The organism is Kineococcus sp. DHX-1, from assembly GCF_042473625.1.
In the GTDB taxonomy this organism is placed as follows: Bacteria; Actinomycetota; Actinomycetes; order Actinomycetales; family Kineococcaceae; genus Kineococcus.
Window position 1 is genome coordinate 2,173,096 of record NZ_CP170445.1, and the last position, 21,360, is coordinate 2,194,455.

The window sequence follows — 21,360 nt, forward strand, 5'->3', positions numbered from 1 at the left end:
GGGAGTCGTGAGCGTCCCGGATCGCGGGATGACCGTGACGTCTCGCGCTGCACGCCCGCATCAAGCGCAGTAAACGCAACTAGAGACCGCATCCCCCGTCAGCGTGTGCATCGGCAGCCTATGGTCGTGGCCCCGCAGGCGTTGAATGCAGGAAGGGTCGTAGGTACGGCAACAGGGGGAGGACGATCAGTGCCGCTACGACGAACGTCCCCACGCTTGCCCCACTGACGACCAGTGTGGGACCGATCAGGGTTCCGACCACCGAAGCACTGTCGATCCCGGGAATATAGAGCGCAAAGAAGGGGCCGGTGTTGCGGGCAGAAAGCAGACCCTGAACGTCAGCAAAGAACGCAGTCGTTGCGACTGCCTCGAAAATCCCCGCAACAGCCAGAAGTGCCATGGAAAGAGGGAGTGACTTACTCAAGCCGACGCCGATCAACGCCACTGCTTCCAGCGCGTTGCCGAGGACATAGACCACTCCCGTCGCATGCGCGGGAAGCACGAAGCCGATCAGCCCGCCCACGACCGCGCCCAGCGCCATCGATCCAAACAGCAACGGCAGGGCGGAGCTGTTCTGGGCGAAAGTCGAGCTTGCCGCCGCGATCAGCAGCATTCGCATCGCACTGACCGCGACCGTGTAAAACAAGCCCGTGACGACGTAGCCCTGTAATCGTCGATTCTTGAGGAGAGAGAACCAAAGGGCCGCATTCTCTCTGGAGAAAAACGGCGCACCGCTCTCGTTGCGGACTCGCGGCAGTCGTGTGATCAACGCCGTGGCAGCGACCGTGGCCACCGCCTCGACGACGAAAAGGACTTCGACGGTGCTGACCGCCAGGACGGCCGCAACTATCAACGGTCCGGCCACTTGCGGGACCCTCTCGGCGAAGACGATGAGGCCGTTGCCCGACATCAACTGCTCCGACGTGATGATGCCCGAGCGGACGGCCATAAGCGCCGGTCCCGCACCAGCGGCGGTCAATCCGTTGACGACCGAGACAGCGTTGATCTGCCAGACATTGGATGCGACCGGGAACAGCAAGGTGGTCAAGCCGGTCGCGACGAGAGATACCACTGCCACACACCGAGCGTCGACTTTGGACAGGACCCAGGCCACGACTCCTCCGGCCAGAACCATAGGGACCAATCGTGCGGCAACGGTTACGGCGAGCTCGCTGCCGAACCCGTAATCTTTTACCAGCAGAACGGGTAAGGCTACCGTGGTGATAGCGGAGCCAAGATTAAGTATCAGCAGGGCCGTGGCAAGCCGAACCAGAGACGCAGGCGGCGCGGTACGGCCGGTGCGCAAACGGGCAAGAGCGCTCACTGTTCGAGCTCGCTTTCATGGCTCAGGTTTCTGCGTGTCGTCGTTGACCCAGTGCGATTGGCTGGAGTGCACTCGCATGCGGTCAATACGACCGTATCAGAGGTCACAGCCTTGCGATACACTCGTATCATGCGCGCGATGAGCAGCCCGGTGTGGTCAACGCACGATGCTGTCCGAGCCGGTACGTCACGCTCGGGCAGGACTCGGGCGTGAGGTACGACGACCTCGCCGTCGCGGCCTTGGACCTGGCCGCTGAGGGCGGCCTGGAGGCCGTGTCAGTGCGGACGGTCGCTGCGCGGGCCGGGGTTAGTCCAGGCTTGGTGCAGCACCGCTACGGCACCAAGCAGCAGTTGCTCTTGGCAGCGATGGAGCTGGTGGTGCAGCGGGTGCAGGCCCGCCTCGAGGCCGCTGACGCAGCGGCGGACGCATCCGCCAACTCCAGGCTGCGCTACCGCGCCGAGCAGCTCCTGCCGCTCGATGCCCAGCGCCGCACCGAAGCTCGCGTGTGGCTGACTTTTGTCGCTCGCGCAGCGGTCGATGAGCAAGTGGCTGCCCTCCACAGTCAGTTCTGGCAGGCGATGCAGGACTCATTCGCTGAGCTGCTCGCCGCCCGGCGTGGGCAGATGTCCGGTGACCGCCTAGAAGACGCAGAGAGTCCGGTCCATGAGGCTGTGAGCGACCGCGACGCCGATGATGCCGCCTGTCTACTCGCTGCCCTCGACGGTATGGCGATCGCGAACATCGCCGAGAGCGGCCGTATGAACACTCGCCGCCTGAACACCCTGCTGGATCAGCTGCTCGACTGAAAGCATGGCAAGGGAGGCACGGTCACCTTGCGCGTGATCTAGAGCTCCTTGAAGCAGGTGGGCGCCCCGACTGGCCATCCGCGCACTAGGTGCGGGATGACCGTGCGCCTGCGCGCACTGTGGGATGACCGTGACGTCGCGCGCTGCGCAGCGTCTGGGTGTGGTTGAGCACGTCGACCAAAAGCACGATGGCAGGCTTCCGGGTATGGCGCCCCTGGTTCCGACCGACGACGTCGTCGAAGCACTCGAGCTGTACGACGGCGACGTGATCGAGCATCCGGGTACCGGGGCGATCATGACGATCACCGCTCACATGCACCTGGACCCTCACCGACTGGACCTCGTCCCGGGGGTCGTCCGCTTCGACATCTACGACAATCTGGACGTGGATGGTCCGCTGGAGTGGCACGGCCCGGAAGAGCAGTTGGTGATCGGGCCGGGACTGCGTGTCCGCCGGCTGTACCAGTACGTACTGCCGCCGGGCGCCCGCATCGGGTGAAGGGCGCACAGCCGCCTCCCTCGGACGTCACCAGGACGACGTCGTTGGCCGCCAGCGGCAGTGCTCACAACGCGCCATGACCGAGCGGTTGTCCTGGCACAGTGATCCAGTGTTCAGCCACCTCAGACGGCGACGGGACCGCTGGCGCGTTGAGCGGGCAGCGCGGGCGTTCTACGGCGACTGCCCGCACTGCCGCCACGACTGGCGCGGGCACGACCCCGCCGAGGGTTGCGACGACTGCCTGTACGAGATCGGGCACGAGGACCCCGACGCCCCCGCCCAGCCGTGCCGCGCGGCGGCACCGGGCTTCACCTTCGCGGGTGGTGCGCCGGTGAGCCCGTCCGTCGTCGAGGAGTTGACGGCCTTGCCGGAGTGGATTGTGAAGCGCCGTGCGCGTACGGGAACGGTGACCACCGGTCGGTGGGCCGGCGACACGCTGCATGTCGAGCCCGACGATCGGGACCCGCAGGGATGGCACCTGTATCTGACCGGTGCCGGGCACGGCTGGGACGTGTGGGCCGATGACGGTCGCTCACTGCTGCAGTGGCTGGCCGACTCCGACTATGGGTTCCGTCTGGATGAGGAGGGGGTCTGACCTCGACGGGAGGGTGACTGCGCCAGCGCACACAACGCGCCATGACCGTGAGGTCGCCCGCAGGGCGCCATGACCGGACGTCTCCCGCAGGGCGGGATGACCGTGCGGTGTGGCCGCGCTGCCTGGGGTGAACAGCGGCGAGATCCTGGCTTCATGAGCATCAACCGCGACGACCAAGCCGGTCAGCGCATCTCGGGGCTGCGCCGCGTGATGCAGTACCTCGGGCTCTCCTACGCCCCAGGCGGCGAACCGTGGAGACGGGGCCCCTCGCGGTACTGGGCCGGCCGGTCTGTCTCGCGGCGGCTGGACGAAGATCTTGACGAGCTGCGCCGCCGCGTCGATGACCTCGAACGCCGCCAGGAGCGGTGAGGTCACCGCAGCCCGCGGCTGGACTCCAACTCGCGGGAGGACCGTGTGCTCCGCGCACCACGCGGGATGACCGTGCGGTTGAAGGATCGGGTGCGGTAGCGACGAGGCGGTGATGCTAGAAGGGGATGCGTGGACTGCGCAGCTCACCGACGAGCAGGGCGAGCACCGTGCCGTCCTCGCTCTCCCAGCGCTGCAGCACGCCCTCGTTGTCCACGAAACGGACCAGGCCGGCTTTGACGATCTTGCGCCGCTCGGCGTCGGTGGCCACGCGCTTGGACCCCACGCGGGGGTTGGGGCTGCAGTCGAGGAGGTTGAAGATCATGACGTCAGCGGCGTTGAGCAGGTCGCTCTCGCGCTTCCACAGTCGGTCGCTGGTCAGGCGGTAGGTGCGGGTGCCGTCCCAGAACTGGTCGTCGTCGGTGTACTCCGGTTCCCCCGACTGCAAGGGGTACCCACTCCAGTCCTTCACCGCAGCAGCATGTCTTGTAGCTCCTCAGCCCCGCTAGCGACTTCCCGACCGAGCGAGTGAACCGAGGTCGCTCTCGGTATCGGGTCGGCGGCATGAGCACCCACGCACGCGACCAGCGGGCTGACCGTGCGTGTCGGCGGTCGACGTCTGCGGTTGATGTCGGCGGTCAGGAGTAGTGCGGCGGTACTTGCGCGGGGTCGGCCGGGACAACGTCCAGGCGCGGGTGGGCCAGTAGCTCCTCGATCGCGGCGGGTGCGGCGGCGATGCCGGCGTAGTGCGGGTCGACGTCCTTGGTCAGGCACCAGGCCCGATCGGCTGGCCACACAAACGCTGGGGTGGGCAACCAGCACCTCTGACCCGACGAGCGCAAGACCGCGCGCCACCGTTCCTCATCGCCCAGGGCGTCCAAGGGGCCGTGGAAGAGGAAGAAGTCGCGGTCGGGGACGACCCAGGCGGGCTTGGCCGGCCCGTCGGCGGGGAAAAGTCCCCAGCCGTCCCATAGCCCGAAGAAGCAGGACTCGGGTGTGCTGGTGTGGGCTCGCAGGACGTCCGCGGCCGTGCGCAACTGCTCGATCTCAGGGGCGGGGTCATCGGCCGTGAGGACGTCACCTTCGTGCTGGTGGGGCCGTTCAGGGTCGGGGATGAAGCGCAGCCGCGCGTAACGCTCGAAGCCGTCGGGACCGATGCAGACCAGGCGACTCCACGACAGGTCGGCGCTGTCGATCCACGCGGCTGCCGACGGGTCGCTGTGCGGGGTCAGGCTCACGGGGCTCACCCTGCCGCACCCGGAGGCAGGGGTCTTGCTGTCTTCGCAGCAGGACCGCGCAGGTAGTTGTGACGAGGTGGCCGACCATCCGGAGCTCGTCACGACTGCACCGCCCGCGCACCGCGGGATGACCGTGCGCCCGCGCACCGCGGCATGACCGCGACGTCATGGAGGACGCTGACGCTGCGCGCAGCGAGGCGGGGCCATGACCGTGCGGTTGCGGCTTCAGCTCCTACGAGTGCGCTTCATCCATCGATCGCCGTTGAGCCAAGGCTGACTCAGCGGCTGCCCGGGTCCGGTAGCGCTCTCTTGCCACTCGGCGGTCCCCCTTGTCGAAGACATGGAGGGTGTAGCCGCGTCCGCGTACCCGGTAGACCAGCCACACGAGCAGGTTGATGATCCACAGCACAGGGAGAACGAGGAGCGCGTAGCCACTGCCATCGCCGACGTCCTGCCACTCCACGACGCCGCTGGGTTGGATCTCGTACCGCAGAGCGCCTCGTCCACCTCCTGCGTCTCCTCGACCGGTCGCCGATGCAGTCACGACTTGATTCTGTCCGGGCCCTGGACGTTCTGGCGGTGATTCGCGCACTCGGCCCGTCTTCGCTCTTCGGCATGACGCAAGATCATCGGCAGCCGGGACCGCGCGTATCGCGGGATGACCGTGACTTCGGGGACGTCGGGGTAGTCAGGGCCGTCACAGACCCAAGCCTTGACGCAGGTGGGAGTCAGCCACGATGGCTTGCAGGCTCTCGGGGGTGAAGGGAGACCCGGCGGGGAGGCGGTCGAGCTGCTGGGTTTGCCCTCCGTCTTCGACGCCGATGGTTGCGGTCGCGGTGACCATGCCCCCGTTGACGGTGACCAGGGTGGCGAACGGCTCGTCCGACAGGTCGTAAGAGGGGGGTTGGGGGTTCTCCTGATCCCCCCCGGTCCCGGGGGTGGACGTTCCCGGTCCGACAGTTCCGGTGATCAGTCGGCTGCCGTCGGCCAGGCCCACCTCGGTGCATCCGCTGACGTTCTCACCGTCGCAACCTGTCAGTGGTTCCCCGGGGCTCAAGGGGCCGGGTACCACTTGGAGGAGGAGTTCTGTGTGCGGCTTGGTGCTCCGGTCGCTGAGGCTGGCAGTCCACGCGGCTGTCTGGCCGTCATCTCGAGGCAAGGCTGAGACCGCGGTGATGTGCTTGCCCGGGATGGCCCCTGCGACCGCCCGGTCGAGTGCCTGGACGACCTGGTCGTGGTCCAGAACTCCGGTGCTGGCCGCGGGGACGACGCGCAGGTCGTGGTTGGTGGGGGCGATGTGTGTCATCCCGAGGACGGCCGTTCCAGCGAGGAGGGCGGCTGGGGTTGCGACTGCGGCGCGTCGCGCCCAGCGCCGTCGGCGTCCGCGGCGCTGGATCGCGGCCAGGTCGGGGCCGAGGTCCGGGGCACGGAGGCCGTGGACCGCTGAGCTCAACGCCGATGCCAGGGGATCGCCGTCTTCGTGCAACGAGCGGGTCTGAGTAGTCATGGCCGTCCTCCTTGCAGGGTGCGTGCCGGTGTCTGGCCGGGGTGGGTCGGTGTTTGGCTCGTGGGGGTCGGATAGCTGGCGCCGAGGTGGGCCTGCAGGTTCGTGCGGGCGTGGTGGGCTTGGCTCTTGACTGTGCCCTCGCTGCAGCCGAGGGTGTCGGCGACTTCGGCCACGCTCAGGTCCTCGACGTAGCGAAGCAGCACCACTGCGCGTTGCCGCGGTGGCAGGGCGGTGAGTGCGTTGAGCAGGTCCAGGCTGAGCGCGGAGTCCACGCCGATGGTTGCGGGGTCGGGGTCTCCGGCCGTGCTCGCGGGGACTTCGCGGCGTCGCCAGCTGCGGCGTTCATCCGAGATCAGCCGGCGCAGCATCGTCGTGCGTGCGTAGGCGAAGGCTTCGCCGTCGTTGCGGCGCACCCGGCCCCACGCGGCACACACCCGTTCCAGGGTGTCTTGCACCAGGTCGTCTGCCCGGTGCCAGTCGCGGCACCAGGCGAACGCCAGTCGACGCAGTCGCGGCATCGCGTGGGCCGCGAATGCGGCGAACGACTCGTCGGTGTCTCTAGGCACGTCCTCACCTCCTGCCCTCACTACGCATCAGCAGGGCGGGAGGTTGTCGCCTGGCGGGAGATTCTTCCGCGGCGCTGCCTGCGTTCGATGCGCGCCTCCCCGCCGCACAGCGTGGCCATGAGGTAGCGCGCCGTTCAGACGGCCGTGACCGCGTACATCGCGGGATGACCGTGCGCCCGCGCGCACCGCGGGATGACCGTGAAGTCGTCGCCGGCACTGCCATGCTCACGACGTGCTCCGGACGCTGAGGCAGTGGTGGACTCGCCGGCAGGAGGAACGAGGCAAGTGGGCCTACTACGGCGATTGCTCGACCTGCCGCCACGACTGGCGAGAGCATGATCCAGCCGAGGGGTGCGGGGAGTGCTCGTACGAGATTGAGCACGAAGATCCAGATGCACCTGAGCGCGTCTGCAGGGCCGAGGCTCCGGGATGGACAGCGTGACACGCGCAACCTGCGGGATGACCGGACGTTTGGCCCAGCGGTGAGGTGCCCGGATTGCCAGACGCGTTAGCTCTCCGCCTGCTTGAATCGCTCCGGTGAAGACACCAGCGCGGGCGTCGGGACGTGTGCTGCGGGTGCTGGTCGTCTCCCTCGCCGTGGTCCTTGCTGCCTGCGGTGGCAGTGCAGAGACCCCGCCGGAGGCCACGTCGACGGTCGGTGTGTGCGTCGGCGTCAGCGATGCCACCCCCGCTGGGACGCAGGCACAGGTCGAGGCCGTGCAGGACGGTGAAGTGTCGGCTTCGGCGAGCATCACCGTCCCCGGTGCCGCGCTACTTCCGGTGCCCTCGGCCGCAGGGGACGTGCAACTGCGCGTGAACGGGCAATGGGCCGGGGGCGGCATGGTGGAGGGTGGTGCGGCCTTCGCGGTTGAGAACGGCGCTGATTGCCCTTCCCCGGAGCCGTGGACCGATTGATCTGCGCCCACGGTCGTCGCGAAGCTGCGGGTGATGGCAGTGCGCGTTCGCAGCCGGTTCATCGCCAAGAGGAGCCGTTGTCGACCGCGGGGCACCAACGCACACCGGATCGCGGGATGAGCGTGACGTCATCGATCACGTCTGCTTGTTCGGAGTCGGCTGAAGCCGAGTGCGGAGCGCCTGCAGGGGCCGCGCGAGCACCAGCAGGGTGACGTTGCTGTCTGGCCCGCGGAATGCGCCGACCTGGGTCAGGCCCCATCGCCGGTACATGTCGACGGCGTCCGTGGCGCTGTCGTAGACCCCGATGAACACCTGTTCCTCGTTGCGGTCGCGCAGCACCTCGTACAGGCAGGTGCGGGCGATGCCCTGCCCGCGGGACTGCTCATCGACGGCGAGTTCGTGGACGATCAGCGCGCGGTCAGGTCGCTCGAGTGCGTCGCTGGCTGCGGGGTGCTCGGCCATGGCGGTGAGGATGGTCTGCCATGGCTCGTCGTGGACCAGGGCGTGGACGAGGGCGAACCCGGCGACGTCCTGGTCGCGGTGGGCGATCGTCATGCGCCCGCTGTGCTGGGCGAGCTGGGCCGGTCCCCACGTCGCGATGAGCGCGAGGTCAGCGGGGTTCTCCTCGTAGGGAGTGGCCGAGAAGGTGGAGACGTAGAGGTCGGTGACTGCATCCCACGTTTTCGAGGGTGCTGCACCGTCGTAGGTGGAGAAGGTCATCGGCGCGGCGGTCGGCATGGACGCAGTCTCGCGGGGCCTGGGCTTCGGTAGAGATCAGGTCTTCGATGTCCTGGCTCGCGGGGTGACTACGCGCCCGCGCACCGCGGGCTGACCGTGCGGTCCGCGCGTCCTACGCGCGGGTCCTGGCCAACCAGGTCTGCGTGAGCTGGGACCACTCATCGACGTAGCCGACTGCAGACGGCCGGCCCAGCAGCGGCAGCACTGCGCGAGCAACGTCGGCGAAGTCCACAGCGCCCGACTGCGGTCGGGTCTGCGGCTCCAAGATGACGACGTCACCAGGGCCGCGGCCGGTGACGGTGGTGTCGGAGGCCACGGCGCTGACCCGGCCGGCCAGACGTCGGTAGCCCGGGGTGTCCGCCAACAACGTGAGGGCGCTTTGCAGGCATCGGGCGATGTGGGTGGGGGACGAGACCAACGTCAGGCGATGCGCTCGGTGTTGCAGGCTGGTCTGCAAGGCGGCGGCGACCTCGGTGCGGGTGGTGGTACTGGTCCGTTCGCAGAGGCTGCGCTGATCTAGCAGGTCATCGACCAGCAGGCGGCTGCGCTCGCGTGAGATGGCCAGAAACTCACTGGCCAGGTCGTAGAGGTCGCTGCGGTGGTCGCGGGCGAAGTGCAGCGTGAGCTCGGACTCCAGCACGCCGTCACCGGCGGGGGCTCCGGTGCCGAAGAGCAGGAGCGGGTTGGGCTGCTCCAGGGCGGTCAGGACCGCTCGGGGGACTCGGCCGAGGTGGTTGTCGTGCGGGTCGCCCCACACCACGTCCCGCCACTGCTGGGCTTGGACGTGGTAGCCGTGCGCCAGCACGACGGAGACAGGTGGGTGTGGTTGGGGACGTCCTTGACCGGGTGCCACGAGGCAGTCTCCCAGCCGATCCGGCGGCTGAACGATCTTGCATCCCTTGCCGCGGGGGGCCGTTGTCGGCGGCCGTGCGCCGCGCGCACCGCGGGATGACCGTGCGCCGCGCGCACCGCGGGATGACCGTGCGCCGCGCGCACCGCGGGATGACCGTGCGCCGCGCGCACCGCGGGATGACCGTGCGTCAGGTGGAGCGCGTTGCGGGGGCTCGACGTTGCTGCTGCGCGTTCACTGCGGCCGTTGGTACTGAGTTCTGTCGTACTGAGCGCCGGGTGCCCGCACGGACACGGTCGCACTCGTCTGAGGCTGGGTCTCAGGCTCGTCGCTGTGATCGGCAGAGGCTTCTGGTTGGGGTTCAGCAGGAGGCTGCGCAGGTGGTGATGCCTGGGCTGGGGGGCTGGCCAACAACCGTGCGGCCACCGCGCACAACACCAGCAGCACCAGCACGCAGCTCGCGGCGGGGTAGATGGTGGTGGCATCTGGATCACGCACGGCAGCGGCCGCGGTGAAGGGTGGAGGGTCGTCGGCTTGCGAGAGGTCGTACGCGACGCCGACCAGGACGGCTGCGGCGCTGAGACACGCCAGGACAGCCAGCGCGCAGGCTGCACGTCGCGTGAGGCGATCGAGCATCACGCCGCGGTCCATCCGGGACAAGAGCGCGAGGAAGAGCACCGCCAGGGCCGTGACCGCCAGCCCGGGCAGCAAGAGGTCCTCACGCCACAGTTGCCGCCAGCGTTGAAGGAAGTCGATGCCGGTCGCGGCGTTACCGTCTCCGCCGAAGAAGTAGTGGCTGTCCAGACTGCCGTTGAGGATGCGTCGTGCGCCCTGCCCGGTGGCCGCCAGCGTGAGGGCGCCGGCTAGGACAGGAAGCCATGCCCACCACGGGGAAGGAGTGGTGTCTTCGTCGTGGGCGTGAAGAACTACCTGCATCACGCCAAGCTAGTGCTTGCTCACCGTCAGTGAGGTTGAGTCGACATGCGTCCGCCCTGTGTCATGCCGAGCACACACCATCAGCGGGATGAGCGTGCGCACCGCGGGATGACCGTGCGCTCTGCGCGCACCGCGGGATGACCGTGACGTCGCACGGAGGGGCCATGACCGCGAGGTGGTCACTCGAACGGCTGCACTCGCCGAAGCTCGCGCGTTCTGGACGGGCGACTTTCTGATCTCATCCTTACTGTCGCTTCTGGCTTCCAGGCGGCGTGAGTCGGCACTGGCGGAGCGTTCGATGTACTGGCTGTCGAGGGGGCGGGGATGGGTGACTGGTGGATCTGGCTGATCGCTATCCCGGTGGGGCTCCTTCTGGGCAATTTCTGGTACTGGTTCGTTGTGAAGACGACCAAGGACGACGTCAGCCGCTACGTGAAATGGCGTGACGCGCGGCGCCAGGCGCGCGGGCAGGACTGACCCGGGGGCGGGTGACCGTGCGGATCGCAGAGGTGGTGCGTGAGCCTTAGAGGCCCGGGGCGCTGCCCAGGTGCAGGTCCGTGGACCAGGCCGGTAGACGGGCTGGCGGCCAGGTGATGTTCAAACGCATGTCTGCGTCGGCAGGTGCGCCGTTGAGCCAGTATTCGTAGGTCAAGACGTAGTTCTTCTCTGTGATCTTGGCGCGGCCCTGGCAGGTACCCCGGCGTCCTCGGGTGGCCCTGCCGGTTCCCAGTCCTGCGCCATGCCTGGAGCATGAGCTGGGTGGTGACAGCAACGCAACGTCCGACTCTCGCCATGAGGGGCCGTCGTCCCCCGGTCCTGAACGACCGCGCGCACCGCGGGATGACCGTGCACTGGCCATCACCGAGGCCGGGTGGTCACGCACGCTTGAACGCCAACAGGATGCGCTGTCATGGCAGCGACTCAGGTCGGGAACGTGGCTACGCGACTGGTGATCGTCCGCGGCAACTCCGGCAGCGGCAAGTCTGCTCTGGCTGCAGCCGTCCGCGCAGCCCGGCCCCGCGGGGTGGCGATCCTTGGGCAGGACGTCTTGCGCCGACAGATCCTGCACGTACCTGACCGGCCAGGGGCCTTGTCAGTGGCCTACCTCGACCTCTCCACGCGCTTCGCCCTCGATCATGGACTGCACGTGGTCATCGAGGGCATCCTCCATGAGGAGATCTACGGCGACGTGCTGCGCCAGCTCCTCAATGATCACGTGGGTGTGAGCTGTTGCTACCGCTACGACCTGCCTTTCGAGGAGACGATTCGCCGCCACGCCACCAAGGGTGCGACCGCCCAGGAGTTCGGCGAAGCGGAGATGCGCTCGTGGTGGCGAGACCGAGACCCCCTGCATGGTGTTGCTGAGCGGGTCATCGGCCCGGACTCGGCGCTGGAGGACACGTTGCACACGGTCCTGTCCGACTGCGGGTGGCTCGACCGCCCGCGCCCCGCGGGATGACCGTGCCCTGAGCACGCCATGCCATGACGGCGACCTCTGCGATGCGTTCGGCTACAAGCTGTCGATCAGCGTCACCGGCAGGCCCTCGTCCGCGATCAACGGGTTCGCGCGGAGTCTGGCCAGCTCGGGTTCCACCGAGGGCGGGGACACGTCGTCGGCCGGTCCCGCCGTCGGGCGCACCTGGGGCCAGGTGCGCTGCAGCCAGTACGCCAAGTCGGGGCGGTACCTTTCGATCTTCGTCCAGTCGCGTCGGATCTGATCGACCAGCAGTTCACGCTGCCGATCGCTGGCCCAGCTGATCAGACACACCAGCGCGGCTCGATCACCGGGGTACTCCACGTCCTGGACCTTGCCCACCGGGCGCCGCAGCAAGGTCACGAAGCGGGCGTGGACTGCTTCCCAGACCGAGGCATCGCCCACCACGGCCAGGCAGACCAGCGCGTAGTCCTGGAGTTCGGCGTCACTGCTTCCCAGCGCGGCCAGCACATCTGGCAGCGCGTCGGTCCCTTCGCGCTTGGTCAAAGCCAGCAGTCCAGCGCACCGTGCGTCTTGCCTGCCGGCCGTCATGGCTTGGCGGATGAGGTCAGCGCCGCCGCTGGTGCGCAGGTCACCCAGCGCTGCTAGTACGAATGGCACGCGGGACTGAGGTAGCTCAGGCAGTGCGGCGAAGAGGCTTGCCTCTGCTTCGGCGTCGCGAGCGGCCACGGCCGCTCTCAGCGCGGTGAAGAACGGAGCCTCCCGCTTCGCGGTCAGCGACTCCCTCATGGTGCTCACCTCTCGATGGTGCCGGCGCCCCGGTCGTCACCGCCGAGGGCCGCGCTCGGAAGGCGGGATGACCGTGTAGTGGCTCGCAAGTCACCTCGTCACGTCAGCCTGCTGGTAGACAGCACCGATGAGCACCCGCGAAGGCGCGCCAGTGCAGTCCCTGCGTGAGTGCCGCGGGTACGGACGGCTGTGGTCAGCAGCAGTCACCTCCGCCTTCGGGACCTACATCACCACCTTGGCCATCCAGGTTCTCGTCGTGGACACCCTCGGCGGAAGCGGCACCGACGTGGGACTGGTCAACGCCGCCCGCTGGCTGCCCTACCTACTGTTCGGTCTGCTGGCCGGGGTCCTGGTCGACCGCGTCCGACGCCGACCCGTCATGGTCACCACCGACGTCGTCTGCGCGCTGGTCTTGGCCGTCATCCCGCTGCTGGCCGCGACCGGTCACCTGCACTTGGGCTGGGTCATGGCCGCGATGGCCGTCTTCGGCACGGCGACCCTGATCGGGGACGCCGCCTCGCAGTCGTTCCTGCCCCGGGTGGTGCCTCGACCGTTGCTGGGGGCAGCTCATGCCCGCATCGACCAGGCCGACGCCGTCGCCCAAGGCAGTGGGCCCGCCTTGGCCGGTGCGGTCATCTCGGTGCTGGGGGCGCCGCTGGCGGTCCTGATCGATGCCGCCAGTTACCTCGCCTCAGCGGTCATGGTGGCCACCATCCGGCTCCGGGAACCGGCCACGCCCAGGTCGCAGCCTGAACAGGCTCCGCTGTCGACGGGAGCGGCCAGCGGGGGCCTACGGAATGCGGTGCGGGGAATCGGCCGGGACGTCAGGGAGGGCCTGCGGTGGGTCTACCGTCATCCCACCCTGCTGCCGTTCGCGGTCTCGACGCACATCTGGTTCGCGTGCTCGGCCATCGCCGGGGCCGTCCTGGCGCCCCTGGCCCTGCGCGACCTTGGCCTGAGCGCGGCCACTTTCGGGCTAGCCACCACTGCCGCTGGTCTGGGAGCCCTGGCCGGAGCGACGGTCGCGGTCCGCCTGGGCCGGCGCTGGGGAGCAGGGCGGGTGATCATTGCCACCCAGGCAGGCACGGGGCTGGCGTGGGCGGTGATGGCTACGGCTCCCGTGCTGGTGCCTGCCGGCGGGGGCAGCGGCTCTTGGGCCGGTGGAGCCGGGTGGGGGGTCTTCGCTGCAGGGCAGCTGCTGCTGGGGTTGTGCATGGGCGCCTCGAACGCGAACGAGATGAGCTACCGGCAGACGGTGACCCCAGACCGGTTGCAGGGGCGGATGAACGTCACGATGCGTTCGTTCAATCGGGCCGCGATCGTGGTGGCCGCGCCGCTGGGGGGTCTGCTCGGCGACGCGGCCGGGTACTCGGTGGCGCTGGTCGTCGCCGCCACCGTGGTGATCATCACGGCTGCCGTTGCGACGTCCTCGAAGCTGCGCGGTGCGCACCTGGGCGACCGGTACGCGGTGGCAGATCCCACCTGAGACCGCGACCAACTGGGTCCAGCAACCTCGCTCAATTCGACATGACCGCAAGATCATCGGCGGCCGGGATCGCTCGGATCGCGGGATGACCGTGAAGTCGTTACGGCTCTGAGCTCCCGTCTTCCCGGTCCTGCGCAGTTGACCTCCGCTCAGAGGACATCGTCTGCCCGCTGAGCGGTGCGTGAGCGGTCCAGCGGTGTGTAGGGGCTGGCCGCTGCTTGCCCTCGATGGCGGCGAGGAGGTCGAGCAGGGCGGAACGGTCGCGCGCCAGGTCCGCCAGGTTCCCGCCGGCCTCGACGTGCGTGCGCACGACGTTCCCGGCCGCCGTGTGGGCCTGCGGGCCGAGGAGTCGGCCGATGTGGTCGTGGATGAAGTGCAGGACCTCATCGGGTACGCCGCCTCGGGCGTAGGAGTCCTCTAGGAGCAGCCATGCGCGGAGAGCGTCGAGGGCCTCGACCAGGTGCCTGCCTTCTACAGCCGCGTTCTCCAGCTCGTCATCACTGTCCACCGCACGATCCTGACAGCGACACCGCGCACCAGGACTCATCCGCACTTCGACGTGCGCGGACGGTTGACGACCTTCTGGTCTGCGGGATGACCGTGCGATCGCTGTAGTGGCCTCTCGTGATGCAGGCCCCTGGAGAGCCTGGTCGCCCTGCTCAGGCCGGGCGGTTGGTAGGTCGCAGCAGCCGTGGGGTCAGTACCGTGCTGGCGATGGCCATGACGCTCACGACGCCGTGCCCTATCGGGGCCAGTGGGCCGCCGAGGTCCAGGGCGTGGATGGCGTAGCCGTTCGCGGCGGCGTCGGTGAGCAGGATGAGCGGGGCCAGGAGCAGGCCGGCGCGGTGGCGGCGGGCGATGAGGACGGCGGCTAAGGGGTCCAAGAGGAGTAGGGCACTCCAGTAGGCCGCGAGCCAGTTGGGGGCGTAGGCGTAGGGGCTCCAGCCGGCGGTGAGGAAGTCCAGGAGGTGCTGCAGGCTTCCCCAGGCCAGCAGCAGCACCAAGGCGGTGGCGGCTGCTTGCACCCAGCGTGGTTCGCGGGCCCACCGTTTCGACAGCACGTGATGCAGCCTGTCAGCGTCGGGTTGGACCAGGAGCGTGGGTCAGGTCGCGCGCCGTGCGCCCGCGCACCGCGGGATGACCGTGCGCTGCGCGCACCGCGGGATGACCGTGCGCTGCGCGCACCGCGGGATGACCGTGAGGTTCTGCGCGCCGCATCAGCGAAGCGGAGGTGAGGCGGGGGCGTAGGTGGTGAAGCGTCGACGCGGTAGCCACCGGCGGACCAGCGGCAGTTGCCAAGCACCGCCCTCCACCAGACCGGCGACGGTGTGGATGCGTACGGCGCTGGCGCTGGTGAAGCCCGTCTCCTGCAGCTGGCCGGCGTAGACCGCCTGGGCCAGCTGCCGTAGCCAGGTCATGGGCTCGTCAAGGCCGTCGACTTCCAGCCAGGTGTGGGCGACGGTGATGGTGAAGGCGACGTCGGCGCCGGTGGCGTCCGAGGGACTCTCGATGCCGACGGACAGGGGTGCGGCGCTGGTGCGGTGGGGGGTGATGGCGCTGACCCACAGCCGGCTGCCCGGGATCAGGTGAAGGCTGACTTCAGCGGCGGCGCCGTAGGGGCGGAGCGCGTCGACGAGGAGGTCGTGCACGGCCTGGTCCAGCGGCCCCGGTGCTGGATCGCGGTCACTCATGTCTTCATGATCGCGCCGCACCGCGGGATGACCGTGCACTTCGTCGGTCCGAGTAACGACGCCCTCTCAAGTACCGATGCCCAGAGCAACCGGCCTGGTCTCAAGGCCAGGATCAGAGGAGAGCAAGTGCCGCAGCATCGAGGCAATCTGTCAAAGAACCGCCGTAGTCCAGCTGATCGCCTGTTCGGGCGGCGGTTGGTAGGCGATGCCAAGACGCGGCAGCTCCGTCGCTGCCTCCTGCTGCTGGTCGTCGGTGTGGCCGGCGGTCTGATCGGTCTGCTCCTGCTGTCGCTCAGCGAACGAGGAGATCTGGTCTTCTCGGTGGGCACGTTCCTGGCTGCCCTTGGGGGCGGTCTTGCCGCTGCTGGGCTGGTCCAAGCCTTCTGGACAGGAGTCCTGCGACGCCGCTGGTGAGGTGGCTCAGTCAGCACCGCAGCGCCAGCCTCATCGCTTGGCCGCAGTCCCATGCCATCGTCCGCTTCTCGGCAGGACCGCGAGGTCGCGAGGCCGGTCGGCATCACCCGCCTCCCGGCGACCGTGCGCCCGCGCGCACCGCGGGCTGACCGCGACGTCGGCGTTGTGGCCGTCTTGCGGGCAGCATGGCTGGGTCTGCCGACCGGGCAGCACGAGATGGTAGAGGGCGAGGGCCGGCGCGATGGGTCGAGGACGGCAGGCAGAGCACGGCACGGAGGACGGCGGCGAGGGCGCCGACGTACGGGTGGGAGGCGACGGGGACGACGACCAGGGCGACCACGCCGAGGTCGCCCCCTGACCTGACCCGGCCGGGTCTGCGCTATGTCCGTGTCTTGACCGGGTGTGCGTGCCACGCTGCCCGGGTGGCGCCACTGGTCGAGTCCGATGAGGTCGTCGATGCCATGGAGATCTACGACGGCGACGTCATCGAGCATCCGGAGACGGGAGCGGTGATGACTGTCGAGGCGCCCATGCACGCCGACCCCCACTACCTGGACCTGCTGCCGGGGATCGTGCGCTTCGACGTCTACGACGGCATTAATGAGGACGGCCCACTGCAGTGGGAGGGGCCCATCCACACGTTGGTCATCACCGAAGGCATGCGGCTTCGTCGGTTTCTCCAGTACCGGGTGCCGCCGGTCGTCCGTCTCGAGTGACCGATGAGCCGCGATCCACTGCGGCGCTGACTCGTAGACACGCGCGCACCGCGGGATGACCGTGCGCCCGCGCACCGCGGGATGACCGTGCGCCCGCGCGCACCGCGGGATGACCGTGCGGTCGTCTGAAGCGGAGGAGCTGTGCAGGAGGGCTCGATCGCCGGTTGGCGCGCGTTGCCCCTGCCACGGTGAGGACATGCAGGTCATGTCGAAGTGGAGAACTGGACTGTGGGGCTGATCAACGCTGTCGGTCCAGGGCTGGTGGCTGTAGGCGTCCTGGGGCTACCGGTACTGGCGGCGGTCCGTTGGCGCTGCTGGAGCCTGTGGGCGGTAGGGCTGTACCTGCTTAGCGTGGCGTTGCTGGTGGTGTGGACGGCCAAGAGCGTGGTGATCGCGGACAGCAGCTACGACAACCCTCCGCCGTGGCCGGCTCTGCCGTGGATGCTGGCTGCGGTCGTGGCTGCAGGGGTCACCGTCGCGGTGCTGCAGAGGCGTCGGAGACGGGCGCGGAGATCCTGGCCAGCGGGATGACCGTGAAGTCGTCAGCCATGCTGAGTCGGTGCAAGCGAGCCTGGCCGACCAGCAGTGGGACGCCATCGAGTCGGGGCAGCTGACCACTCCGGCCGGTCAGCGGTTCACCCGCGGCTCCAGCCGCATCAAGCGTCGAGACGCGGACGTCCTCATCGCAGCCGGCGTCCCGCTGGTCCTGTACTGGTACGGGGGCCAGCAGCTGGACTACTTCGACGGCTCCGATGCGATGCAGCAGTGGCAGGCCGTGCGGGCGGCGGTGACCAGTCAGGCCCCGCAACTAGGTGGCGAGGTCGTCTGGACCGGCGGGCGGTGGGTCAACGACGACGACCAGGAGCTGCTGGTGCTCACCGGGCAGTGCTGAGCGGGCAGAGCAGCGTGATCGGGCGGGGGACTGTGCGTCGGCCCGGCGCGCCCGAGAAGGTGGGGCGGTGAGCTTGTCGGCGGTGCTGCGCGGTGTGCCTGACCGACCGGACTTGGTGGCTCAGGTGCTGCTCGGGTGCCCACCGCAGTTCCTGGTGGTCGAAGGTGTCCGCCGGACGTGGGGGCGTGAGCTGACCGTCGCGGAGGCGGTGGCTCACGCTGAGCGAGGACGGCCGGCGTACCTGCTGACCTTCGGCAAGTGCGTCGAGCTCTCACCGTCGCTGTTGGCCGAGGTGCTGGCTGATGAGGACTTCCAGCGCAGCGCCGGCGGTGGTGAGGCCGTCGTGCGCATGTACGGGCGGCATCGTGCTGGTGAGCCCGACACCCGTCTGGTGGTTGCTGCGGCCGCGAGGTACGTGGACTGACGTCGTGGTCTGCGACCGCTTGCTCCCCGGCGCGGCCGCGAGGTCATCGACCTCCACAACAGCGGGATGGCCGTGCGGTCGCGCGCAGCGCTAGAGGGGTGCAATTCTGCTGGACGTAAGAAGGTGGACCATGCCCGAGGATCTGCCAGCGGAACCACCGCTCGACAAGTACCGAGACGCCATCGCATCGGTGCACCTGAACGGCACGCACGCCGGCTACCTCGCCACGAAGGTTGAGTCCGTGCGCGTGGGGCTCCTGCTTCGGCGAGAGGAGAGGGTCTGGCTTCTTCTGACACGGCTCGACGGCCGCCGCGAGCCCATCCAGGAGGACTACGCACCCTGGACCTACGTCACTGAGCTCGAGGAGGACCGCATCACGTGGACTGCGTCCGATGCTGATGTGCACTACCAGGTGCGGTGGCTTGAAGGCGATGGCCGACGTGATGCCTGGAGCCGGTACGGGATCGTGCAGGACATTGGTGCCTACATGGGCGGCAACTAGTAGCTCACCGGTCGGCAGCCATGACGCGCGCACCGCGGGATGACCGTGCGCTTCGCGCACAACGCGGGATGACCGCGTGTTGCGCGGAGACCGCTGGCTTGCCGACCGCCGTCGCGAGTCAGAAGGCAACGCCGACTGTGCAGGCCGTTGGGCCACCCGCGGTCTGCAGCGATCGCAAGCACCACGGAACGCCACGCCGAGAAGCTCACGGATGCCTGCGTCGAATGGGATCATGCGCCAGAAGGTGATAGCCCAAGAGAAGGAGAGCCTTTCGATGGTGGCTCGGATGGCGACAGAAAGCGACGTGGAGGCAATCTCGCGTATCTGTAGCGATGGGTACCGACGCACCTATCCAGGTCTGCTCAGCACTGCAACGATCGAAGACGTGGTTGTTCGGTACTACCGGCCGGAGCGGATCCAGTCGGAGGTAGCACCGGCTCCTCCTGGTTGGTCGGGTTACTTGGTCGCTCAGGACGAGAGCGATCGCGTTGTTGCTGCTGGTGGTGGCGGCTTGACCGGCGAAGGCGTGGGAGAAGTGTTCGTACTCTACGTAGACCCGGACCGTCGAGGGCTCGGGTTCGGCACGGCCGTCCTGGACTTGTTGACCCGGCAGCAAGTTGACGCCGGCGCAGTCGAGCAGTGGGTGTCGGTCCAAAAGGGCAACACGATGGGGATCCCGTTCTATGAGGCGCGAGGTTTCGAGTTCGTCGAGGAGGTCACGCCGTGGGACGGGACCGGCGCTGCTGAAGGTGCTTTGACTTGGCGGATGAAGCGTTCCGTCGCGTAGCAGAAGCCCGGCTCGGCGCCTGTGGGTCGGTCAGCACCTTGCCCACCTCGCGGCCAGGCTGCAGGCGATGGCTGGGTCGGTCAGCTGGTCAAGGCCGTGGTTGCTGCGGCCAGTCCGATCGGGGAAGGCTGCGGTTGTCGGAGTGCGAAGGAAGGCGTCGACGCGGTGCTCTCGAGCCGACACCTCTCAGCTTGTACTCATCACGATCATGCGGACATCGCCATGTCAGGCCGTCGGTGGCCGATCGAGACCGCGCACACCGCGGGATGACCGTGCGATCGCTGTAGCGGCCTCTCGTGATGCAGGCCCCTGGAGAGCCTGGTCGCCCTGCTCAGGCCGGGCGGTTGGTAGGTCGCAGCAGCCGTGGGGTCAGTACCGTGCTGGCGATGGCCATGACGCTCACGACGCCGTGCCCTATCGGGGCCAGTGGGCCGCCGAGGTCCAGGGCGTGGATGGCGTAGCCGTTCGCGGCGGCGTCGGTGAGCAGGATGAGCGGGGCCAGGAGCAGGCCGGCGCGGTGGCGGCGGGCGATGAGGACGGCGGCTAAGGGGTCCAAGAGGAGTAGGGCACTCCAGTAGGCCGCGAGCCAGTTGGGGGCGTAGGCGTAGGGGCTCCAGCCGGCGGTGAGGAAGTCCAGGAGGTGCTGCAGGCTTCCCCAGGCCAGCAGCAGCACCAAGGCGGTGGCGGCTGCTTGCACCCAGCGTGGTTCGCGGGCCCGAACCGGGACCGCCGCGCGAGCATGTCAGGTCGGTGAGGAGCGCGGGTCGTCGAGGAGAAGCAGCGCCCTGTCCGTGAGGCGCTGCAGGTGCGACAGCTGCACTCGGGTGGAGACCGGGGCCAGGGCCGGCCCCCAGGACACCTCGAAGTCGAGCTGCCGGCCCGCTGGCAGGCCCAGGATGCGCGATGCGCTGGAGATGTACCGGACACCGTCCAGCGTGGAGTCGTCGCGGCGTTCGGCCCAGGACAGCCGCCGCTGGGGGCCGTGGTTCAGGGTGACGTGGACGAGGGGATCGTGGGGTCGCCCCGGCCACAACGCTTCCCATCGCGACTGCACGGCGGCCTCGGCGTCGCTGCGCGGCGGCAGGTCTTGGGGGATCAGCGCCGCGTCGGCGCGGGCGAGCAGCCAGATGCTGAGACTGTCGGGGTAGGCGAAGACGCAGCGCAGACCCACCGCGATGCCGGGAGCACGGGCTAGGACCGCGGGCCCGTGCACGACGGCGCCCAGCCGGCGCCAGGTGTCGTTGGACTCCTCGACGTTCCATGGATGCGTCGTCACCGCAGGCTCACCACGCTGTCCTGCAGTCGGTTCAAGCCCTGCAGTTCCAGCACCGTCGTGGTCAGGGGAGCGCTCAGTTCAGGCCAGCCGGCCTGCAGGGTGAGGCGAGAGCGCAGGGGCAGGGCGGGCCACCACACGTCGATGTCCTGGATGTGGACGGGGGCGCCCGGCTCGTCCTGGCAGCTCCCGCGTGTGGTGTGGGCGGCCTGGTGGAGGTGGTGGTGCAGTTCGGGTGCGGTCTGCGGCGGAGGTTCGTTCTCGGTTTGGGGGGTGATGACGGACAACCGGACGGCGTTCACGGGCCGCCGGCGCTGGTCGGGTCGACGCGGCTGGCGACGGCCGCCTTGAGGACCGCCTCGGGTGCCGTGGCGGTCACCTTCGCGGGCGTCGCCGGCGGCTCGCCCGATGGCTTTGACCTGGATCGAGAGCAGCAGCCCCTCCGGGTAGGCGAAGACGCAGCGCAGTCCGATGCCGATCTCTGGTCCTGTGCTGAGGAGCGCGGGACCGTGGGCGAGGACTCCCAGTTCCTCGAGGAAGGGCGGCGGGTGGCTGGTCACCTGCTCAGACTGCCGTAGATCGAGAGCACGGTCATCGGCGATGCGAGGGTG

Annotated in this window: 29 protein-coding genes; 13 read left to right on the forward strand and 16 right to left on the reverse strand. The window is 68.6% G+C overall.

From position 1 onward, the window contains the following. Positions 1-118: 118 nt before the first annotated feature. On the reverse strand, positions 119-1,324 hold the full coding sequence (locus tag ACFEMC_RS10505) for an MFS transporter (protein ID WP_380176096.1): 1,206 nt from the start codon (positions 1,322-1,324) through the stop codon (positions 119-121). A 209-nt stretch (positions 1,325-1,533) separates the two neighbouring features. Between ACFEMC_RS10505 and ACFEMC_RS10510 the strand changes: the two genes are divergently transcribed. The 4 genes from ACFEMC_RS10510 (at position 1,534) to ACFEMC_RS10525 (ending at position 3,593) form a co-directional block, all read left to right on the forward strand. Next, entirely contained in the window at positions 1,534-2,130 is a 597-nt protein-coding gene (locus ACFEMC_RS10510) for a TetR/AcrR family transcriptional regulator (protein WP_380176098.1), read from the forward strand. A 160-nt stretch (positions 2,131-2,290) separates the two neighbouring features. Continuing rightward, on the forward strand, positions 2,291-2,629 hold the full coding sequence (locus tag ACFEMC_RS10515; RefSeq protein WP_380176100.1) for a hypothetical protein: 339 nt from the start codon (positions 2,291-2,293) through the stop codon (positions 2,627-2,629). Positions 2,630-2,738: 109 nt separating this feature from the next. After that, positions 2,739-3,224: a hypothetical protein gene (locus ACFEMC_RS10520; RefSeq protein ID WP_380176102.1), complete on the forward strand. Its 486-nt coding sequence runs from the start codon at positions 2,739-2,741 to the stop codon at positions 3,222-3,224. A gap of 153 nt (positions 3,225-3,377) precedes the next feature. Further along, positions 3,378-3,593, forward strand: coding sequence for a hypothetical protein (locus ACFEMC_RS10525; RefSeq protein WP_380176104.1), 216 nt, complete (start codon positions 3,378-3,380; stop codon positions 3,591-3,593). A 115-nt stretch (positions 3,594-3,708) separates the two neighbouring features. Here ACFEMC_RS10525 and ACFEMC_RS10530 read toward each other — a convergent pair whose 3' ends face one another. From ACFEMC_RS10530 to ACFEMC_RS10545, 4 genes are all read right to left on the reverse strand, one after another. Then, on the reverse strand, positions 3,709-4,062 hold the full coding sequence (locus ACFEMC_RS10530; protein ID WP_380176105.1) for a hypothetical protein: 354 nt from the start codon (positions 4,060-4,062) through the stop codon (positions 3,709-3,711). Positions 4,063-4,228: 166 nt separating this feature from the next. After that, entirely contained in the window at positions 4,229-4,828 is a 600-nt protein-coding gene (locus ACFEMC_RS10535) for a hypothetical protein (protein ID WP_380176107.1), read from the reverse strand. Positions 4,829-5,525: 697 nt separating this feature from the next. Further along, positions 5,526-6,335 carry a hypothetical protein gene (locus tag ACFEMC_RS10540; protein ID WP_380176109.1) on the reverse strand — a complete coding sequence of 270 codons (810 nt, stop codon included), beginning with the start codon at positions 6,333-6,335 and terminating at the stop codon, positions 5,526-5,528. Further along, on the reverse strand, positions 6,332-6,901 hold the full coding sequence (locus ACFEMC_RS10545) for an RNA polymerase sigma factor (protein WP_380176111.1): 570 nt from the start codon (positions 6,899-6,901) through the stop codon (positions 6,332-6,334). Before ACFEMC_RS10545 ends, ACFEMC_RS10540 begins: the two co-directional genes overlap by 4 nt. 576 nt (positions 6,902-7,477) lie before the next feature. On the opposite strand from ACFEMC_RS10545, the gene ACFEMC_RS10550 reads away from it, so the two are divergent. Further along, entirely contained in the window at positions 7,478-7,816 is a 339-nt protein-coding gene (locus ACFEMC_RS10550; protein ID WP_380176113.1) for a hypothetical protein, read from the forward strand. A 135-nt stretch (positions 7,817-7,951) separates the two neighbouring features. Here ACFEMC_RS10550 and ACFEMC_RS10555 read toward each other — a convergent pair whose 3' ends face one another. From ACFEMC_RS10555 to ACFEMC_RS10565, 3 genes are all read right to left on the reverse strand, one after another. Further along, positions 7,952-8,554 carry a GNAT family N-acetyltransferase gene (locus tag ACFEMC_RS10555; protein ID WP_380176115.1) on the reverse strand — a complete coding sequence of 201 codons (603 nt, stop codon included), beginning with the start codon at positions 8,552-8,554 and terminating at the stop codon, positions 7,952-7,954. A 112-nt stretch (positions 8,555-8,666) separates the two neighbouring features. Then, positions 8,667-9,359 carry a hypothetical protein gene (locus ACFEMC_RS10560; RefSeq protein ID WP_380176117.1) on the reverse strand — a complete coding sequence of 231 codons (693 nt, stop codon included), beginning with the start codon at positions 9,357-9,359 and terminating at the stop codon, positions 8,667-8,669. A gap of 279 nt (positions 9,360-9,638) precedes the next feature. Further along, positions 9,639-10,343: a hypothetical protein gene (locus ACFEMC_RS10565; RefSeq protein ID WP_380176119.1), complete on the reverse strand. Its 705-nt coding sequence runs from the start codon at positions 10,341-10,343 to the stop codon at positions 9,639-9,641. Positions 10,344-10,664: 321 nt separating this feature from the next. Here ACFEMC_RS10565 and ACFEMC_RS10570 point away from each other — a divergent pair, with 321 nt between their 5' ends. Together ACFEMC_RS10570 and ACFEMC_RS10575 are read left to right on the forward strand one after the other, a co-directional pair. Next, positions 10,665-10,817 carry a hypothetical protein gene (locus ACFEMC_RS10570; protein ID WP_380176121.1) on the forward strand — a complete coding sequence of 51 codons (153 nt, stop codon included), beginning with the start codon at positions 10,665-10,667 and terminating at the stop codon, positions 10,815-10,817. Positions 10,818-11,274: 457 nt separating this feature from the next. Further along, the gene (locus ACFEMC_RS10575; RefSeq protein WP_380176122.1) at positions 11,275-11,799 is read left to right on the forward strand and encodes a kinase; all 525 of its coding nucleotides are present in this window, start codon (positions 11,275-11,277) and stop codon (positions 11,797-11,799) included. A gap of 51 nt (positions 11,800-11,850) precedes the next feature. Here the strand turns inward: ACFEMC_RS10575 and ACFEMC_RS10580 are convergent, their stop codons facing one another. Then, entirely contained in the window at positions 11,851-12,573 is a 723-nt protein-coding gene (locus tag ACFEMC_RS10580; RefSeq protein ID WP_380176124.1) for a hypothetical protein, read from the reverse strand. Positions 12,574-12,691: 118 nt separating this feature from the next. On the opposite strand from ACFEMC_RS10580, the gene ACFEMC_RS10585 reads away from it, so the two are divergent. Further along, entirely contained in the window at positions 12,692-14,050 is a 1,359-nt protein-coding gene (locus ACFEMC_RS10585) for an MFS transporter (protein ID WP_380176125.1), read from the forward strand. 100 nt (positions 14,051-14,150) lie between these two features. On the opposite strand, the gene ACFEMC_RS10590 is transcribed toward ACFEMC_RS10585, so the two are convergent. The 4 genes from ACFEMC_RS10590 to ACFEMC_RS10605 all read right to left on the reverse strand — a co-directional run bounded on the left by ACFEMC_RS10590 (position 14,151) and on the right by ACFEMC_RS10605 (position 16,119). Beyond that, positions 14,151-14,558, reverse strand: coding sequence for a hypothetical protein (locus tag ACFEMC_RS10590; protein WP_380176127.1), 408 nt, complete (start codon positions 14,556-14,558; stop codon positions 14,151-14,153). Between the two features lie 151 nt (positions 14,559-14,709). Then, positions 14,710-15,075 carry a hypothetical protein gene (locus tag ACFEMC_RS10595; RefSeq protein WP_380176129.1) on the reverse strand — a complete coding sequence of 122 codons (366 nt, stop codon included), beginning with the start codon at positions 15,073-15,075 and terminating at the stop codon, positions 14,710-14,712. Positions 15,076-15,267: 192 nt separating this feature from the next. Beyond that, on the reverse strand, positions 15,268-15,741 hold the full coding sequence (locus tag ACFEMC_RS10600) for a hypothetical protein (protein WP_380176131.1): 474 nt from the start codon (positions 15,739-15,741) through the stop codon (positions 15,268-15,270). 150 nt (positions 15,742-15,891) lie between these two features. Then, positions 15,892-16,119 carry a hypothetical protein gene (locus tag ACFEMC_RS10605; RefSeq protein WP_380176133.1) on the reverse strand — a complete coding sequence of 76 codons (228 nt, stop codon included), beginning with the start codon at positions 16,117-16,119 and terminating at the stop codon, positions 15,892-15,894. A gap of 458 nt (positions 16,120-16,577) precedes the next feature. Between ACFEMC_RS10605 and ACFEMC_RS10610 the strand changes: the two genes are divergently transcribed. The 5 genes from ACFEMC_RS10610 (at position 16,578) to ACFEMC_RS10630 (ending at position 19,476) form a co-directional block, all read left to right on the forward strand. Beyond that, the gene (locus ACFEMC_RS10610; protein WP_380176135.1) at positions 16,578-16,871 is read left to right on the forward strand and encodes a hypothetical protein; all 294 of its coding nucleotides are present in this window, start codon (positions 16,578-16,580) and stop codon (positions 16,869-16,871) included. Between the two features lie 559 nt (positions 16,872-17,430). After that, positions 17,431-17,763 carry a hypothetical protein gene (locus ACFEMC_RS10615; RefSeq protein WP_380176137.1) on the forward strand — a complete coding sequence of 111 codons (333 nt, stop codon included), beginning with the start codon at positions 17,431-17,433 and terminating at the stop codon, positions 17,761-17,763. Between the two features lie 67 nt (positions 17,764-17,830). Next, on the forward strand, positions 17,831-18,187 hold the full coding sequence (locus ACFEMC_RS10620) for a hypothetical protein (protein ID WP_380176139.1): 357 nt from the start codon (positions 17,831-17,833) through the stop codon (positions 18,185-18,187). A gap of 130 nt (positions 18,188-18,317) precedes the next feature. Next, entirely contained in the window at positions 18,318-18,689 is a 372-nt protein-coding gene (locus ACFEMC_RS10625) for a hypothetical protein (protein ID WP_380176141.1), read from the forward strand. 232 nt (positions 18,690-18,921) lie between these two features. Continuing rightward, positions 18,922-19,476, forward strand: a complete 555-nt coding sequence (locus ACFEMC_RS10630; RefSeq protein WP_380176143.1) for a GNAT family N-acetyltransferase — start codon at positions 18,922-18,924, stop codon at positions 19,474-19,476. A gap of 331 nt (positions 19,477-19,807) precedes the next feature. Here the strand turns inward: ACFEMC_RS10630 and ACFEMC_RS10635 are convergent, their stop codons facing one another. From ACFEMC_RS10635 to ACFEMC_RS10645, 3 genes are read right to left on the reverse strand one after another with little or no spacing between them, the layout of a single operon-like run. After that, complete coding sequence (locus ACFEMC_RS10635) at positions 19,808-20,173, reverse strand: hypothetical protein (RefSeq protein ID WP_380176129.1); 366 nt, start codon at positions 20,171-20,173, stop codon at positions 19,808-19,810. Between the two features lie 45 nt (positions 20,174-20,218). Then, positions 20,219-20,752 (reverse strand): hypothetical protein, encoded by a 534-nt coding sequence (locus ACFEMC_RS10640; RefSeq protein WP_380176145.1) that lies wholly within the window; start codon positions 20,750-20,752, stop codon positions 20,219-20,221. After that, a complete protein-coding gene (locus tag ACFEMC_RS10645) occupies positions 20,749-21,309 on the reverse strand; it encodes a hypothetical protein (RefSeq protein WP_380176147.1) in 561 nt (186 codons plus the stop codon). Before ACFEMC_RS10645 ends, ACFEMC_RS10640 begins: the two co-directional genes overlap by 4 nt. Positions 21,310-21,360: the final 51 nt, after the last annotated feature.